General features: G+C 66.2%; 14 protein-coding genes. 7 read left to right on the top strand and 7 right to left on the bottom strand.

Annotated elements, in window-relative coordinates; all coding sequences use genetic code 11:
• Positions 1-13: 13 nt before the first annotated feature.
• Positions 14-1,114 carry an AAA family ATPase gene (locus tag AC1DEM_RS05025; protein ID WP_476883410.1) on the bottom strand — a complete coding sequence of 367 codons (1,101 nt, stop codon included), beginning with the start codon at positions 1,112-1,114 and terminating at the stop codon, positions 14-16.
• A 127-nt stretch (positions 1,115-1,241) separates the two neighbouring features.
• Between AC1DEM_RS05025 and AC1DEM_RS05020 the strand changes: the two genes are divergently transcribed.
• A complete protein-coding gene (locus AC1DEM_RS05020; RefSeq protein ID WP_476883409.1) occupies positions 1,242-2,060 on the top strand; it encodes a CPBP family intramembrane glutamic endopeptidase in 819 nt (272 codons plus the stop codon).
• 79 nt (positions 2,061-2,139) lie between these two features.
• On the opposite strand, the gene AC1DEM_RS05015 is transcribed toward AC1DEM_RS05020, so the two are convergent.
• Genes AC1DEM_RS05015 through AC1DEM_RS04995 form a run of 5 tightly spaced genes read right to left on the bottom strand, consistent with a single transcriptional unit; the run spans position 2,140 to position 7,132 of the window.
• Complete coding sequence (locus AC1DEM_RS05015; RefSeq protein WP_476883408.1) at positions 2,140-2,754, bottom strand: TetR/AcrR family transcriptional regulator; 615 nt, start codon at positions 2,752-2,754, stop codon at positions 2,140-2,142.
• A gap of 26 nt (positions 2,755-2,780) precedes the next feature.
• Positions 2,781-3,980 carry an NAD(P)/FAD-dependent oxidoreductase gene (locus AC1DEM_RS05010; protein ID WP_476883407.1) on the bottom strand — a complete coding sequence of 400 codons (1,200 nt, stop codon included), beginning with the start codon at positions 3,978-3,980 and terminating at the stop codon, positions 2,781-2,783.
• Positions 3,977-4,168, bottom strand: a complete 192-nt coding sequence (locus AC1DEM_RS05005) for a ferredoxin (protein ID WP_476883406.1) — start codon at positions 4,166-4,168, stop codon at positions 3,977-3,979. Before AC1DEM_RS05005 ends, AC1DEM_RS05010 begins: the two co-directional genes overlap by 4 nt.
• Entirely contained in the window at positions 4,165-5,337 is a 1,173-nt protein-coding gene (locus AC1DEM_RS05000; protein ID WP_476883405.1) for a cytochrome P450, read from the bottom strand. Before AC1DEM_RS05000 ends, AC1DEM_RS05005 begins: the two co-directional genes overlap by 4 nt.
• 58 nt (positions 5,338-5,395) lie before the next feature.
• Positions 5,396-7,132, bottom strand: a complete 1,737-nt coding sequence (locus AC1DEM_RS04995) for an MFS transporter (RefSeq protein WP_476883404.1) — start codon at positions 7,130-7,132, stop codon at positions 5,396-5,398.
• A 306-nt stretch (positions 7,133-7,438) separates the two neighbouring features.
• On the opposite strand from AC1DEM_RS04995, the gene AC1DEM_RS04990 reads away from it, so the two are divergent.
• From AC1DEM_RS04990 to AC1DEM_RS04965, 6 genes are all read left to right on the top strand, one after another.
• The gene (locus AC1DEM_RS04990) at positions 7,439-8,449 is read left to right on the top strand and encodes a phosphotriesterase family protein (protein WP_476883403.1); all 1,011 of its coding nucleotides are present in this window, start codon (positions 7,439-7,441) and stop codon (positions 8,447-8,449) included.
• Between the two features lie 51 nt (positions 8,450-8,500).
• Complete coding sequence (locus AC1DEM_RS04985; RefSeq protein WP_476883402.1) at positions 8,501-9,454, top strand: phosphotriesterase family protein; 954 nt, start codon at positions 8,501-8,503, stop codon at positions 9,452-9,454.
• A 78-nt stretch (positions 9,455-9,532) separates the two neighbouring features.
• Complete coding sequence (locus AC1DEM_RS04980; RefSeq protein WP_476883401.1) at positions 9,533-10,690, top strand: FAD-dependent monooxygenase; 1,158 nt, start codon at positions 9,533-9,535, stop codon at positions 10,688-10,690.
• A gap of 4 nt (positions 10,691-10,694) precedes the next feature.
• Positions 10,695-11,663, top strand: a complete 969-nt coding sequence (locus AC1DEM_RS04975; protein WP_476883400.1) for an alpha/beta hydrolase — start codon at positions 10,695-10,697, stop codon at positions 11,661-11,663.
• Positions 11,660-12,628 (top strand): MBL fold metallo-hydrolase, encoded by a 969-nt coding sequence (locus AC1DEM_RS04970; RefSeq protein WP_476883399.1) that lies wholly within the window; start codon positions 11,660-11,662, stop codon positions 12,626-12,628. Before AC1DEM_RS04975 ends, AC1DEM_RS04970 begins: the two co-directional genes overlap by 4 nt.
• Positions 12,621-14,393, top strand: coding sequence for a CocE/NonD family hydrolase (locus tag AC1DEM_RS04965; protein WP_476883398.1), 1,773 nt, complete (start codon positions 12,621-12,623; stop codon positions 14,391-14,393). Before AC1DEM_RS04970 ends, AC1DEM_RS04965 begins: the two co-directional genes overlap by 8 nt.
• Here AC1DEM_RS04965 and AC1DEM_RS04960 read toward each other — a convergent pair.
• Positions 14,390-16,783 carry an ATP-binding cassette domain-containing protein gene (locus AC1DEM_RS04960; protein ID WP_476883397.1) on the bottom strand — a complete coding sequence of 798 codons (2,394 nt, stop codon included), beginning with the start codon at positions 16,781-16,783 and terminating at the stop codon, positions 14,390-14,392. The two genes, AC1DEM_RS04965 and AC1DEM_RS04960, sit on opposite strands and share 4 nt — an antisense overlap.
• Positions 16,784-16,905 lie beyond the last annotated feature (122 nt).

Here is a 16,905-nt window from a genome sequence, read left to right as displayed (position 1 = left end):
GGCACGGCGACGACTAATTCCGGCTCGGGTGGGCGGAGAGGTATTCGCGGAGGCCCGGGATGGCATAGCTCACGCGCCCGTGCCCGGATGCTTCGATGAGTCCGGCGTCGATGAGGCGGGTCCGGTAGTTGCCGACGGCGTTGGGTCGCAGGCCGGTGCGGTTGCCGATATCCAGGGTTGCCGAGGGGCCGGAGTCTTCCGCCATGGCCTGGAGGAAGTCGCGGTCTCTGGCGGAGGTGGTGGACAGGGCGGCCTCGATGACCATGCGTTCGTTGCGCCGCCGGGCCGCGGTCACTGCGCGGTCAACGGCGGCGGCGTCGAGACTGTAGCCCGCCTTTTCGGCTTCCTGCCAAAGGTGATAGCCGACGAGCTGGATGAGGAAGGGGTAGCCTCCGGTGGCCTCGGCAGCAGCCTTGGCCAGGTGCGGGGACAACCCAATGCCGGCACTGGCGAAGGTCTCGGAGAAGGAGCGTTCGACTTCGGCGATTGATGCGGCGTGGAGATCGATGCGGTCTGCCCGTCGAAGGAAGGTGGCCACGCCCTCGTTGAGCAGATCAGATACGGCGGCGGGAAGGCCGGCAAAGACGAGTCCGATGGGGAGGCCCTCGCGGATGAAGTGCTGGACGTCGGCGGCGAGGCGTGAGAGGTCCGGCCTGTCGGCGGCGTGGATCTCGTCGACCGTGATGATCAGCCCCGTGCCCTTAGCGGCCAGGAGCCGCAGGAGGGTCACCCCACGGGCACGCCAGTCCACCTGTTCTTCAGGACCGAGCTGGGTGGTGACGGAGAACCCTGCCAAGGACACTGCCGTGATCCGCCGCCCAGTGGGCCCGTCTCCAAGGTCGTCCGTCAGCCGGCGCATGGATTCCCCGATTCGCCCGACAAAGCCGGTGGTGGCCGTTTCGGAGATGACCGCCCAGCCGTTGCGGAGCGCCAGATCTTCAGCGGCACCGAGCATCACGGTCTTGCCAATGCCCCGGGCTCCGGTGAAAATGGTCAGCAGGCCGGGCGCTCCTGACCCGATGCGCAGTCCATAGGCGAATTCATCCAGAACTCCCCCGCGGCCGATGAGGTCAGGTGGAGTTGCTCCCGCGGTCGGTCGAAAAGGGTTCTCCACGCCAGCTCCTGTGAATCCTTGTGTATCTTGTGAATCTTGTGAATCTCCACCTTAGCTCCGCTCGCGCCCCAAGGGTGACTGCCATTAGACCGTTTCGCGCCAGGGAGGGCACTGGCATGCTTGTGGGGTGACATCGGTCTCGACGGAAAGCCAACGTACCGCGCTCAGTTGGAAGCTGCTGCCGGCGGTGCTGGTCTCGCTGTCCGGAGTGGCGCTATTCGGCGTCGGGAATGACCCGATTGGCTACGGCGGCCTCGCCCTGGGCCTGGCCACAGCGGCTTTCATCGACCGTGAGTTGACGCGGCACCTCGCGCTGATCGCGGCGGGAATGGTCATCATCAGCATGGTGGCACTGAACGCTGACCTGAGCATCCAACACATGATCCTCATGGGCAGTGCCCTCGCCCTGGCCGTGCTGGTTCCGTGGCTCGTGTCGCGGTTCGTCTACCGCGAAAAGATCATCAATTTTCCGGTGAACACCGGCCGTAAGTGGCCGTTGATCGCGAGGTTGTACCTGATTGGCGTGGTCCTGCTCGGATACTTCATCCTGCCCGTCTACCTGATCAGCACTGGCGTGTACCAAAACTGGCCGAACCCATCTGACCCATCGACCTTCTGGCGGCTCTTTCTCGGAGTGAACGCCGTTGGTATCTGGGACGAGCTGTTCTTCATCTGCATCGCGTTCGCGCTGCTGCGGCGGCATTTTCCAGACTGGCTGGCCAACATCCTTCAAGCCGTGATCTTCTCGTCCTTTCTTTGGGAGATCGGCTACCAGGCGTGGGGGCCGCTTCTGACGTTTCCGTTCGCGTTGCTGCAGGGCTACACCTTCAAGCTGACGAAGTCCCTCACCTACGTCGTGACCGTGCACCTGATCTTCGACTTCGTGCTGTTCCTCGCGCTGGTCCACGCCCACAACCGCGACTGGCTGCCGATCTTCCTGTACTGAATCCGTGATGGCCGGGTGGGTCGGAGGCCTCGGCTGCGCCCGGCATAAGCATAGGCTTCCCCGTTACGTGACGGCCGGCTTAGCCTTCAGCGCACAGCAGGTGGTACCAGTTGTCGGCAAGCACCTCGAGGGCGTGTTCGCGGTTTGGTTCAAACTTGCGGCGTGTCCAGAGCGTGGCTACGTAGTCCAGTGAGGTGAAGGCGAGGGTTCCGCGGATGTGGTGGGTCTCCTCCGAGAAGCGCCCGGCCAGCGTCATCCCGCGGACCAGGTCGGAAATGACCTCCTCATGCCATCCGTCGACCATGGCGCGCACCTCACGGTCGACGGCGGCGGCCTCGTCGAGCACGTCGAGGTAGGGACGGAAGACCGGCCAGAGCGCCGCCCGTGACTCCAGCCAGGCCAGGATGCCCGGCAGCTCGCCCGCGCGCACCACGTCCACGAGGTCCGGCGCGGTGGAGCCGCTCCCCGGCGCGTCGGCACGATCCAGCACCGCGTTGACCCGAGCCATGAAGTCCCTCATCAGGTCAACCCGTGAGGGGTAGTAGGCGTAGAAGGTGGCCCTGGTGGTGCCGGCCGCCGCGGCGATTTCGTCGATGGTGGTCGGGGCATAGCCCTTCTCGGTAAAGAGCTCAAGCGCGCGCTCCACAATCATGTCGCGGGTGAGTTTCTTCTGGGCTTCTCGCAACGACGACATAGATCAATCCTAGCGGTGGCGTGGCGTCAAACCCGGGCGGGCGCGTTCGGACGCAGCGCGGCCGGACCGGCGTCGGCCAGCCGGCGGAGTTTGGGGATTGGGATCCGGTAGTTGACCGCGGCGGCGGTCCCGGAACCGTCCGGGTTGTCCCAGCGCAGGAGCGCTGACCCGTTCTCCCCGCCCGGCTCGCAATAGTCGGGGGCACCCACCACCGGCGTGAAGCCGACCGATTTGAGCGACAGCCCGAAGCCTTCTGTCCAGAAATAGGGCTGGAAGTTGAACTCGGGTGCGGCATCGCCCTCAAGCAGGCCGATGGCCGCGACCCTGGCCTGGTCGATGGCGCTCGTCCACAGGGGAATCCGCTGCACGCCGCGTCGGGTCGGGAAGAACGCCACGTCGCCGGCCGCCACGATGTCCGGCCGGATCCTGCCGCGCGAATCGACGCGCAGCGACCCATTGGTGAGCAGGTCTGAGCCGGTCAGCCAGTCAATGTTCGGCTCATCGCCGACGGCGGTGACCACGAGATCCGCCTCGAGTTCGGTGCCGTCGGCCAGGACAACTTTGGCCCCGGTACCGTGATCAGGCAGACGGGCCTTCCCGCCGCTGACCACCCGCAGTCCGCGCCGGATGGCGGCGGAAGTGAAGAGGTCGGCCAGGTGGGCACCAAGCTGACGCGACAGTGGTGTGACGTCGGAGACGAGCGTGACGTCGCAGCCCACGTGCAGGCACCCGGACGCGACCTCCATGCCGAGCGGTCCCCCGCCGACCACGATGACCGCGGGCCGGGACGCCACGCGCTCCTTGAGCAGGATCGCATCCTCGATGGTGCGCAGGGTGAATTCCCGGAGGAAACCGTCCTGTTGCGGTCCTGCTGCTCCTTGCCCGGGGGTGAGACGCTTCGCCCTGGAACCGGAGGCGATGACGAGGCCGTCATACGGCAGCTCACCGCCCCCGTCCAGGCGGACCACTCGCCGGTCGACGTCAAGACCCGTGGCGCTGACGCCGAGCAGCTCCGTTGCGTCGTGCGTCGGCTCGGGGAGCTCGTGCGCTCGGAGGGCATCGTCGCCATGTAGCAGCGCCTTGGACAGGGCGGGACGGCTGTAGGGATGGTGGCGTTCGGCGCCCACAACCGTCAGCTCACCGTCGAAGCCCTTCGTTCGGAGCGAGTCGCAAGCTGTGAGGCCGGCGATGCCGTTGCCGACCACCACGATCCTGCGCATCGTCATGCCGCCAGTCGGAGCGCGGCGACCGGGCAGATCCTGACCGCCGCCTTCGCGGCATCAAGGGCGGCCCCGTCCACCTCGGGCACATCGATGACCAGTTCGCCGTCGTCATCCAGATGCATCAGCTTGGGCGCGGCTTCCTCGCACAGGCCGTGTCCCTCACAGCGCGGCCGGTCCAGCTCGATTCTCATGCTGCCACCACCTTGGTGACCTGGAGCTTCTCGAAGCTCCGGGTCATGTTGCTCGGCAGCCGGACCTCGTCGGAGATGGTCAAGGATTCCACCCGGCGGGCCAGCGCCTCGATGATCGCATGCGCTTCAAGCTTTGCCAGACCCTGGCCGGCGCAGCCGTGCGGTCCATAGCCGAAGGCGAGGTGGTCCACCGGGTTGCGGAGCACATCAAAGGTGTCGGGGTTCTCGTAGTGCCGCGGGTCACGGTTGCCGGCGCCAAAGAGGATGCCCACCTGTGCGCCTGCAGGAATGGTGACGCCGTCGATTTGCACATCACGCGTTGCTTTGCGGCCCCAGACGTGGATCGGTGCCCAAAAGCGCAGCACCTCGGCGAAAGCTGCGGGGACGAGTTCCGGGTTCTCCCGGACCAGCTTGAACTGCTCGGGGTGATGGCCGAACAGGGCGATGATGTTCCCGATGGAGGCGATGGTCGTGTCGACACCCGCCCCCAGATACTGGTGGATGATGTGCCCGGCAGCTCCCTGGGGAATCTCCCCCCGCGTCTCGGCGTCAAAGATGCCGCGTCCGATGGAGCCGGGCGTGAGGTCCTCGGCGGTGACCGACGAGCACCAGCCGTACAGCTCGCCGGCAATCGGGAAGTTCTCCTGGGTGCGCCGGTTCAGCGGGCCAAGGACCTGCATCGCGGCTTGGCCCCAGCGCAGCATGTTGTCCCTGACGTGGCCGCTGAAGCCGATGAGGTCGGCAACGATTTCGATCGGGAAGGCGCGGGCCAGCGAATCGACGGCCTCGAAGCTGTCACTGGTGGCGAGTTCGGCGACGAGCTTGTCAGCCTTTTCGTCGATGACCACTTTCAGGCCGCGGAGTGCTCGGGGCGTGAGGTTCTGGGACAGGGTGGCGCGGAGCTGGGTGTGAACGGGCGGGTCAGAGGCCAGCGAGGTGCCCTGCAGCGCCTCGTTCACCATGGGGTTGAACCCGATGCTGGTGGACGAGAAGGTTTCCGGATTACCGAGGGCGTCGCGGATGGCATCGTAGCGCGTCAAGACGTACAGGTGGTTCTTGGGCAGGTGGACCACTGCGGCCTGCTCACGGAGCGCGGCATAGGTGGCGTAAGGATCGACAAGGATGTCGTCATCCCAGATGTCGATGTCTGATTCGATGGGTACAGTCACTGTGTTCTCCTTGTGGGGGTAGGGGGTTGGCCAGGCCGGTCGGGTCCGGCCGTCAGTCTTAGACGGTGGCCTCGGCGTTTGCTTCGGTGGTCTCCGCGATGGCATCGGAGGTGGGCGCCGAGGACCGTGCGGAGATGAAGAGGGTGAGAATGGCGGAGAAGATCGCCGCGATTCCCGCGGTGAGGTACACAGCCTGGAACCCCTGGCCCAGCGAGGTCCCTGCCACGCCCTGGATCTGCGGCTGTGCGGCGTTGAGGGCTTGGACCATGCCGTCGACGGCAGGGGCGGGTGCGCCGCCGGCCACTGCCTGACCGGTGAACTGGGCGATGACGCCGTCCCAGCCGGCGAGGAAGCCCAGTGGCGGCACGTTCGCCAGCCCGCTGACGGCCTCGGCGGGCAATCCCGCCCCGCCGAGGATCCCGGCAAGGGGACCGGCGAAGGCCGTCGCACCGATGCCGAAGGCGATGGCTGAGCCGACCACGGGGCCGAGGGCGAAGCCGAGGTCGCGAAGGAGGTTCGTCGTGGCCGAAGCCATGCCGATCTGCTGGGGCGGGACGGTGTTGATGGCAACGGCGGTGACGGAGCCGACGGTGAGGGCGAATCCGATGCCCAGCACGAGAAGCGGCGGGATAAAGGCCGTCCACGGGGTGCCGCCGAAGGCCTCCGGAGTGCCGAGGGCGAATGTCGAGAGCCAGAACCCGGAGACGGCCATGAGTGCGAAGCCCGCGGTGAGGACCCAGCGCGGGGCCACGTGGTGAATGAGCCATCCCACAACCGGGATGAAGGCGAATGCGGGACCCTGGATGAAGACGAAGAGCACCCCGACCTTCCAGGTCTCGGCAAGGGCGAGCCCGCTGACGGCGACGCTCGTGCTGAAGCAGATCGCGAGGAAGGCGAACATGCCCGTGACAGCCACTATGCCGGTGATCGAATAGGCACTGTTCTTGAACAGCGACAGGTGGATCAGCGGCTGCGCTGTGCGTGATTCGATGACGACGAAGGCGACCAGGAGGATTCCGCCCACGACGTAGCTTGCAATCACCTGAGCGCTGCCGAACCCGGCATCCACCGCTGTCACGGTGGCGTAGAGGACGGCGATCAGGCCCAGCGCGAGCGTAATCTGGCCGGGCAGGTCCAGCTTGCGCCCCTCCGCCGACGCCGAGTCCTTCGCCCGGAGCGCGACGATGAGAACGAGCACGGCAATGGCGGCCGCGACCAGGTAGGCCGCCCGCCAGCCGCTGAACGCGTTCGGTGCGCCCGGAGCAACACCCGGCACGGTGAAGAACTGCGCTGTGAAACCGGCGAGCACTGGGGAGATCACCGCGCCGAGGGACAGGAACCCTGCCCACGTGGCGATGACCTTCGCCCGTGCTCGGTGGTCCGGCGTGATCGCCGCGATCATGGACAGCGAGATGGGGAACAGGATGCCCGCCGCGATGCCGCCGACCGCCTGCGCGAAGATCATCATCTCGGTCGTCGGCGCCAGCGCAGCCAGGACGGAGCCGACGACGCTTAGCGCCGCGCCGGCGTAGAGCAGCTTCTTGCGGCCGAACAGGTCGCCGAGGAGCCCCCAGCTGAGCTCGAACACCACGATGCCCATCAGGAACATGCCCGCGATCCATGTCAGGCCCGCGCCCGAGGTTTGGAATTCCGCGGCGAAGGTGCCGCTGAGGGCCCCTGGCAGTGCATTGGTGATTTGGGCCAGTGTGACCGCGCTGTACGCGGCAACGAAGGTGGCTCGCACAGAGCCGCGGTTCGACGCTGTGCTCGTCTGCGCAGTGTTGGTTTGACTCATCGATGAAACTCCTTTGTTTCCGGTGGACTCTCCGGTGACGCGCCAGTACTGGTGCCCTTCCGGGCAAGAGCAGGTAGGCCGGAGGTAGATGTGGCGTTCCCCACAGTTTGATATCAAGGTTTACACACTGTCAAGTGTCTTTACGCCACGTTGACTTCATGAACACTTAAAAAACATCACTCTGACTATTTCTTTGACACTATGTAAAGAAATATGTGATGCTGGCTACACCGCAACGCAGCGACGGCATGGCCGGGCTCCGCGGCGCCCCTGCACTCAGAACCCGAACTTCAAGGGAGAACCCACGTGAGTCACCCCACACCCGCCGAGACCGGCGACACAGTCCACGCCCCGGCCGGGCAAACCGTCAATACGGTCCTGGGCCCGGTCCCTGCTTCCGAACTAGGGGTTGTCGCGGTCCATGAAGCCTTGTTGTCGGTGCTCCCAGGTGCCCAGTACGCCCCGGACATCTCCATGGACCGGGCGGAGATCTTCGAGGCCCTGGCCGCGAAGCTTGCGGACTTCCGCGCGCACGGCGGCCAGACGATCGTCGACAGCACAGGCATGTTCCACGGGCGCGACCTCAAGCTCTACGAGGCGCTCTCCCGCTCCACAGGTGTCCACATCGTTGCCTCCACGGGTCTGGGTCCGGAGGAAGAACTCGGCGGATACTTCTTGACGCCGCAGACCAACCCGCCCATCCCCTGGCCGGCCGAAAAGTTCGGCGATCTCTTCGGCAAGGAAGTCACTGAGGGGATGGTGGTTCCCCGGGTGGAGCGCCGCGCCGCCGCTGGGATCGTCGCCACCATCGCCGACCGCGCCGGCATGACCCCGACCGAGGAAAGCCTGTTCCGCGGCTCCGCCCGCGCCGCCAAGAACACCGGCGTCCCTGTCTCCATGCGCTTCGGCGAGGATGCCCTGCACGATCTGGACATTGTTCTGGACGAGCAGCTCGAGGCCGACCGGGTGCTCGTCGGCGACCTGGACCGCAAGGATGCCGCCGGCTCCGCCGTCGAAGTGGCGTGCCGCGGAGCCTTCGTCGGGATCGACCACGTGGGCCTGAACGACCACGCGGACTACCTCACCGACCACGACCGCGCCGAACTGGTGCTCGAGCTCGTCAAGGCCGGCCATGCCGACAAGATCATCCTGTCGGGCAACTCGATCGGCGTGGCCAAGGGCCAGCCGGAGTACAACCTGCCTTACAGCCACGTCCTGACCACGTTTGTGCCGTTTCTCAAGGCCAGGGGCCTGAGCGATGAAGACTCTCTGCGCATCCTCGTGGACAACCCGCGCAACCTGCTGACCGTGCGCTAAGCACGCGTCCGCCCACACACAACAATCTTTCGAACCCCTGAGGTGAACGAAATGACCAAGGTCAACACAGTGCTGGGAACCATCCCTGCCGAAGAACTGGAAATCGTGGCGGTCCACGAACACATCGGCTACGGAATGCCCGGGTCCGAACTGGACACCAGGTGGTGGAAGTCGCCGGAACAGGCCTACGAGGAGACCGTGCCGAAGCTGCGGAAATTCCGCGAATACGGCGGCGGTACCTTCGTGGACGCCACGGGCATCTGCAACGGCCGCGACGTCGACTACTACAAGTCCCTGTCCCAGAAGACGGGCGTACACATCGTCGCCTGCACCGGCTTCGTCGGCGGCGACACGGCCCTGCCGCACTTCTCCCGCGCAACCGTGGAGTACCTCGCGAAGGTGTTCATCCACGAGATCACCGTCGGCATCGGCAACACGGGCGCCAAAGCCGGCGTCATCAAGGTCGGGGTGAGCCGCGGCGGACGTATGACGGACCTGGACAAACGCATCTACCGGGCCGCGGCCCGCGCCGCCGTCGTCACCGGCGCCCCGGTCCTGACCCACCTGGCCATCGACCCCGAACCCGCAGTGAATATCTTCAACGAAGAGGGCCTCCCGCTGGACCGCGTGCTGTTCGGCCACGCCGACGACGGACTGAACGCTCCGATCACCCCGCACGACTGGATCTACGAACAAGGCGGCCGCATCGGGTTCGACACCTTCGGCTACGACCTCGAACTGCCGGATCCGCCGTTCTGGGGCCGCAAGCGCGCCGAACGCATGGAGCACTTCGTCAACCTCGTGAACAAGGGCTACGCGGACAAGCTCCTCGTCTCGGCCGACGCGAACTGCAGCCCCCTGGGCTGGCCGGGCGTTAAGGGCCACACCATCAACTACATCTTCGAGGACATGATCCCGGACATGCGCGCGGCTGGCATCGACGACGCCACCCTCAAACTCCTGCTCGAGGACAACCCGGCCGAGTTCCTGTCGCTGCACGGCTGACCTGCGGACAGGCCACCACAACCTGCCCGTCCCCCAGAAACGGTCCGGGCCAAGAACAGTCAAGAAAGAGATGAAACCATGAAGGCTTCGGAAATCAGGAACCTCAACATCGCCATCGTCGGCGCGGGGTACGGCGGCGCAGCGGCGGCCAAGGCCTTGAGCCTGCTCGGCGCGAACGTCAACGTGTACGAGCAGGCGTCCCAGATGCGGGAGGTCGGCGCCGGCATCGGCCTGCGTCCGGCCACTATGGACCGGTTCAGCCAGTGGGGCATCTTCGACGCGATCGCGAAGGTCAGTTCGCCGAGCGACTACTTCGAAATCCTCACCGCCGAAAGTGTTCCGATCATGAAGGACACCTGGCCGGAGTTCGGCGAGCAGACCCAGACCTACCTCATCCACCGCGGCGACTTCATCGAGGCTCTCCTCAGCGTTCTCCCCGAGGGCATGGTGCATCTCGGCCACAAGCTGGAAACCATCGACGACAAGGGTGGCCGCTCCGTCCTGACCTTCACCAACGGCACGACGGTCGAGGCCGACCTGGTGGTCGGTGCCGACGGCATCAAGTCCGTGGTGCGCGAGCAGGTCTTCAGCGACAAGGGCCCGGTGTTCTCGGGCGAACATGCCTACCGTGCAGTGATTTCCGCCGACGACGCCCACGGCCTCGTGGTCGACGACAACCTCCGGATGTACATCGGAAAGGGCACCAAGGTCTACCTGCTGCCGCTGCGCCACCGCAACCAGGTCTCCTTCGACATCACCGCCCTGAACCCGGACGGCACGTGGGCACCCGAGGTAACCAAGGAGGACCTCCTGGCCACCGTGGACGGCTTCGACGAGCGGCTGGTGAGCATCGCCCGCGGCCTCGACATGGACACGGTGAACATCCGTGCGGTCTACGACATCGACCCCGTCGCTACATGGCACACGGACTCCGTGGTCCTCATGGGAGACGCGGCCCACTCGATGCTGCACCACCAGGGACAGGGCGCGAACTCTGCTATTGAGGACGCGGGAGCCCTGGCCGACGCCCTGGCCCAGGCGGGCTCGGTCAAGGAGGCTCTGGCCCTGTTTCAGGCGACCCGCAAGCCCGTGACGGACGAACTGCAGCGCATCTCGCGGCAAGGGTGGTCCGAGGAGGAGGTCGACGACGTTTTCCCTGGTCAGAAGCCCACGGCCCAGCAGGCTATCTCCCAGAAGGCCGGCGGCGTCAACCCGCCAGCACAGGCGAAAGGCTGACCCCATGACCATCCACCCTGAAATTGCCAAAATCCTCGCAACTTTGCCGGCACCCGATGGTTCTCCCCTGAACCCCGCAGCCATGCGTGCAGGCGAGGCCGCCCAGGTTGCCCCGCCGGAAGTGCGCCTCCCGCTGCACTCTGTCCAGGATGCCACGGCAGTGACGCCATTGGGCGAGGTGCCCGTGCGCATCTACACGCCGGCCGACGCCGACGCTTACGGCCTGCTGGTGTATTTCCACGGCGGCGCGTTCTTCCTGGGCAGCCTGGACACGCACGACCACGTCGCGCGATCCTTGGCCAAGCAAACTGGCCATAAGGTCATCGCGGTCGGGTACCGGCTGGCACCCGAGGCATCGTTCCCGGCCGGCCTTGACGACTGCTACGGCGTGGTCCGCTGGGCCGCCGAGCAGGGCGGCAACCTGGGCTGGGACGGAAAGAACCTCGCTGTCGCAGGAGACAGCTCGGGCGGCAACTTCGTTGCCGCCGTCACCGCGAGGGCCCACGATGACGGGTTCTCTGCGATCACGCACCAGATCCTGTTCTACCCATCACTGGACCTGGACTTCGACGTCGACCGCTACGCGTCGCTGCGGGAGAACGCCGAAGGGTACGGACTGGAGACGGCGGGTTTGTTGCCGTTCAATTCCTTCTACTTCCAGAGCGGGGCGGACCCGACGGATCCGCTCGTCTCCCCCATCAAGCGCCAGGACCTCGCCGGCCTGCCGCCGGCCCTGGTCATCACCGCCGAGCACGACCCCCTGCGGGACGAGGGCGAGCTCTACGGCCTGCGCCTCAGGGAGGCCGGCGTCGACGCGTCAGTCAGCCGCTACGAGGGGGCCAACCACGGCTTCGTCCAGTACTTCTCCTGGATTCCGGAGTTCTACGGGCCGTTCGAAGAGACCGCTGCGTTCCTGGGCGGAAACACTGGGCTTCACGGGAGCACAGGGCTCAAAGGGAGCACAGCGCAATGACTGAGTCTGTCGCCGTTCACCCGCTTCTCTCCCCGTGGGGGAGGTTCGGTCTCTACAGCTTCTTCATCGACGCTCCGGAACCCGCGATCGTCGACACGGGAATCGCGTCCTCTCCCGCCGAAGGCATGGTGCCGGCACTGGAGGCGATGGGCCGCAGGATCGAGGACGTCCGCTGGATCCTGCTGACCCATGGACATATCGACCACATCGGCGGCGCTTACGCCTTGTGGGAGCTCACCGGACGGCGCGCGCAGGTGGTCATCCATGAGGCCGACGCCCCGATGTTGCGCTCCCGCCGGGCGCACGTGGACGAATACCTTGCCGGACGCGCCCAGTACCTGGATGACCCCGACGGCGAGGCGAAGCTGGCCGAGGCCACAAAAGCCGTCATCTCGGGCGAGATGGAGCCTACGCTGCTGGTGCGGGGCGGCGAGACCATCTCCCTCGGCGGCGACGTCACCGTCACCGCGCACTCGATTCCGGGCCACACCCGCGGATCCGTGGCGTACGTCATCAACGGGCAAAACGACGTCTTCGTAGGCGATGCCGTGCAGGTCCACGGTGCGGCCAACGGCTTCCCAGGATTCGTGGACCCGGCCGGCTACCGCGCAAGCCTGCAGTACCTGCGCGACCAGATCCAACCGCGGCACCTCTACCTGGGCCACCCGTACCGCCGCGCGGACGGCACGCCCTACGGCGTGGAGCTCGACGCCGGTCAGGCCAAGGAAGCGCTGACGGGGAGCCTGGAGATCGAAGCCCGCGTCAATACGGCGGCCCACGACTGCTTGGCTGCCGGGCTGCAGGAATCAGATTCACCGTACTCGCCCTTCGCCCGCGTAGCCGAGGAACTTGGCTACGCGGGCGACCCCGCCTTGGAGCCGTCCCCGTTCTTCACAACGCTCAACGGCTACCGCACCACATTCGACCACATGCCCGAAGATGAGGAGATCAACACCCTTGGATGACTTCCAGCTGCTGAATACCGGCGGAGAGAAGATTGCCGTTCGCAAGGACCTCCGGGTCCCCATGCGGGACGGCATCGAACTCGCCGCGGACGTCTACCACGGCGCCGAGGACAAGCCGCGGCCCGCACTCGTGGCCCTGAGCCCCTACGGCAAGGAACTGCAGGCCCTGGCATTGACCACCCCGCCGCAGCGGCGGCCCAGCCCGATGTGGGACGGCTGCATTGAGGCCGGCGACATCGCCCGCATCGTCAAAGAGGACTACGCCCACGTCATCGGCGACCTGCGCGGGTCCGGGCACTCCGGCGGCGAGCACATCGGCAATTACAACGCCGGCGGTGTCTCACTTGGCCAGGACGCGTACGACTTCATCGAGTGGGTCGCCGGCCAGCCCTGGTGCGACGGCAACGTCGGCATGGTCGGCATCTCCTACTTCGGGTCCATGCAGGTGCTGGCCGCGGCCGAGCGCCCGCCGCACCTGAAGGCGATCTTCGTCTCCGGCGGGCACTACGACTTCTACGAGACCACCTACCACGGCGGCGTTATGTGGTTCATGCCGCGGGCAGCCCGCGAGGGCCGCGGCGGCGACTCCGGCTGGGCCTTCACCGACAACGTCAAGTCGCGCATGATCGATAAATACTCCCCCGAGGAACTCAAGCGGCTCGTCGCCAAGCGCCTGGAGGATCCAGACGTCGCCGCGTGGCCGAACCTGGTCCATGTCCTGAACTACCCGAAGAACCACGAAGCCTGGTTCGACATCGTGATGAACGAGCTCGACGGGGACTGGTACGAGGAGCGCAACCCCATCACGCTGGCCCCGAACATCGACATCCCGGTGTGGCTGCAGATCGACCAGGGCCGCGGATGGACCATGGATGGCACAATCGAGCTGTTCAACAAGCTCAAGGGCCCGAAGAAGCTGGACATCGGCCCCTACCCACCAATGCAGTCGCGTCCCTTCATCGAAGAGCACGACAAGATGTTCCGGTGGTACGACTACTGGATCAAGGGCATCGACAACGGCGTCATGGACGAGCCGGCCGTGAGCGTCTTCGTGGAGGGCTCCCGCGAGCTCGTGACCGCCGAGGCATGGCCGCCCAAGGACGTGGAATACAAGGCGCTCTATCTGCGCCCGCGTCACAAGCTGTCCACCGAACCCGAGCTCATGGGTGCCGAGTTCGCCGCCCCGGACGGCTTCTACCAGGCCCCGCTGACGGTGACCGACAAGGTGGAAATCATCAACTGGTCCACCCCGCCCTTCGAGGAGGACACCGAACTGATCGGAACCGGCGCGGCGCACATCTTCGCCGAGATCGACCAACCGGACACCAACTTCATCCTGCGCCTGTGGGACTACGCTCCCAATGGCAAGCGCCAGCTCATCACCAGCGGCTACCTCAAGGCCTCGCACCGCGAGCTCGACAAGCGGAGCGCCGAAGGCAGCCCGGTACACCCGCACACCCGATCGGTTCCGGTGGAACCCGGCACGATCGAGGAGTACGTGTTGCGCCTCTACCCGTTCGCGAACACTTTCAAACCCGGTCACACCCTGAGCGTGGAACTGTCGAACGGCGAGCCGCTGGCCGACGAGCATAACTCGCTGCTGCCCCCGGATGCCTTCCACCTGCCGGTGGGCCGTCCCGTCACGCACAAGATCTACCGCGACGCCGCCCACCGCTCCCGGCTGGTGCTGCCGTTCACCACGCGCAAGGCGGCCGCAGACCAGGCGGACCCGCTGGTGGAATCCGCCGGGCCCGGAGCGGTTTAGGAGGCGCCGACGTAAGCCGCGAGGTGCTGGCCGGTGAGCGTGGAGCGGGCGGCCACGAGGTCGGCGGGCGTGCCCTCGAAGACGAGCCTGCCGCCGGCGTGGCCGGCGCCGGGGCCGAGGTCGATGATCCAGTCGGCGTGTGCCATGACCGCCTGGTGGTGCTCGATGACGATCACCGACTTGCCGGAGTCGACGAGCCGGTCCAGGAGGCCCAGCAGGTTCCGGACGTCGGCGAGGTGCAGGCCGGTGGTGGGCTCGTCGAGGACGTAGACGTCGCCCTTCTCTGCCATCTGGGTGGCGAGCTTGACGCGCTGCCGCTCACCACCGGACAGCGTGGTGAGCGGCTGGCCGAGGGTGAGGTACCCGAGACCGACGTCCACGAGCCGGTCGAGGATCTTGTGGGCCGCCGGAGTGCGGGCTTCCCCCTCCGCAAAGAACCCCTGGGCCTCGGACATCGACATCGCCAGCACCTCGGCGATGTTGCGGCCGCCCAGCTTGTACTCCAGCACCGAGGCCTGGAATCGCTTGCCCTCGCAGTCCTCGCAGGTGGACTCGACAGTGGCCATGACACCGAGTTCGGTGAAGATCACTCCGGCCCCGTTGCAGGTGGGGCAGGCGCCTTCCGAGTTTGAGCTGAACAGCGCCGGCTTCACGCCGTTGGCCTTCGCGAACGCCTTGCGGATCGGCTCGAGCAGGCCCGTGTACGTCGCGGGGTTGCTGCGGCGCGATCCCTTGATGGCACCCTGGTCGATCACCACCACACCGTCGCGGCCGTCCACCGAACCGTGGATCAGCGAACTCTTCCCGGAGCCGGCGACGCCGGTGACCACGCACAGCACGCCGAGCGGGATGTCGACATCCACGCCCTGAAGATTGTTCGTGGACGCGCCACGAACCTCCAGTGCGCCCGAGGACGGGCGTACCGATTCCTTCACCGCGGCCCGGTCGTCGAGGTGGCGGCCGGTGATGGTGTCGCTCCCCCGGAGCCCCTCCACGCTTCCCTCGAAGCAGACGCTGCCGCCCGCGGTGCCTGCGCCGGGACCGAGGTCAACGATGTGGTCGGCAATCGCGATGGTCTCCGGCTTGTGCTCGACGACGAGCACGGTGTTGCCCTTGTCGCGCAGCTGCAGCAGCAGCTGGTTCATCCGCTCGATGTCGTGCGGGTGCAGGCCGATCGTCGGCTCGTCAAAGACGTAGGTGATGTCTGTCAGGGACGAGCCCAGGTGCCGGATCATCTTGGTGCGCTGGGCCTCTCCCCCGGACAGCGTGCCCGCCGGCCGGTCCAGGGAAAGGTAACCCAGCCCGATTTCGGCGAACGAGTCGAGCAGATGCCGCAAACCTTTCAGGAGCGGCTCGACCGAAGGTTCGTTGAGTTCGCGGACCCACACGGCCAGGTCGCTGATCTGCATGACGCAGAGGTCGGCGATGTTCTTGCCCTGGATCTTCGAGGACCTGGCCTCCCGGCTGAGCCGCGTGCCCTCGCACTCCGGGCAGGCCTGAAACGTGATGGCGCGCTCCACGAAAGCGCGGACGTGCGGCTGCATCGCCTCGACGTCCTTGGAGAGCATCGATTTCTGGATCTTGGGGATCAGTCCCTCATAAGTCAGGTTGATTCCCTCGACCTTGATCTTGGTCGGTTCCTTGTAGAGGAGGTCGTGCATTTCCCTTTTGCTGAACTTCGCGATCGGCTTGTCCATGTCGAAGCCGGCACCGCTGAAGATGCGGCCGTACCAGCCGTCCATGCTGTAGCCGGGGATCGTCAGGGCGCCGCCGCCGAGCGACTTGGAGTCGTCGTAGAGCGCGGTGAGGTCGAAGTCGGAGACCGAGCCCATGCCCTCGCAGCGCGGACACATGCCGCCCAGGTAGACGGCATCGTGCACCACACTCTTCTCCACCCGGCCGCCCTCCTCGGTGCTCATCACCCCGCTCGCCTTCCGGGTCGGGACGTTGAAGGAGAACGCCGTCGGAGGCCCCACATGCGGGGACCCCAGCCGGCTGAAAAGGATGCGCAGCATTGCGTTGGCGTCGGTGACGGTGCCGACGGTGGAGCGGGGGTTGGCGCCCATCCGCTCCTGGTCGACGATGATCGCCGTCGTCAACCCCTCGAGGTGGTCCACCTCCGGCCGCGCCAGCGACGGCATGAAGCCCTGCACGAAGGCGCTATAGGTCTCGTTGATCATCCGCTGCGACTCCGCGGCGATGGTCGCGAACACCAGGGAGCTCTTGCCTGAGCCGGAGACGCCGGTGAACACCGTCAGCCGGCGCTTCGGGATCTCGATGCTGACGTCCTTGAGGTTGTTCTCGCGTGCGCCTTGCACACGGATCAAATCGTGGGTGTCCGCAACATGCTCCGCAGCCGACTGCGAGTCCGCCCTCGTGGCCATGCCCATGGTGCCTCCATCTGTTTGCGGGGCCGCCTGCGCGGGCTCCCTCAGCGTCGCTTTGCTCTATCTAATCAGCTTCCGGCTCGGCCTCCGGGCCCTGCATCCGCCTGTCCTGCGCCCGCGGGACA

The organism is Arthrobacter sp. 05T420, from assembly GCF_056396305.1.
The sequence above is the reverse complement of the archived record's forward strand: the minus strand, read 5'-3'. Positions and strand labels throughout refer to the sequence as shown.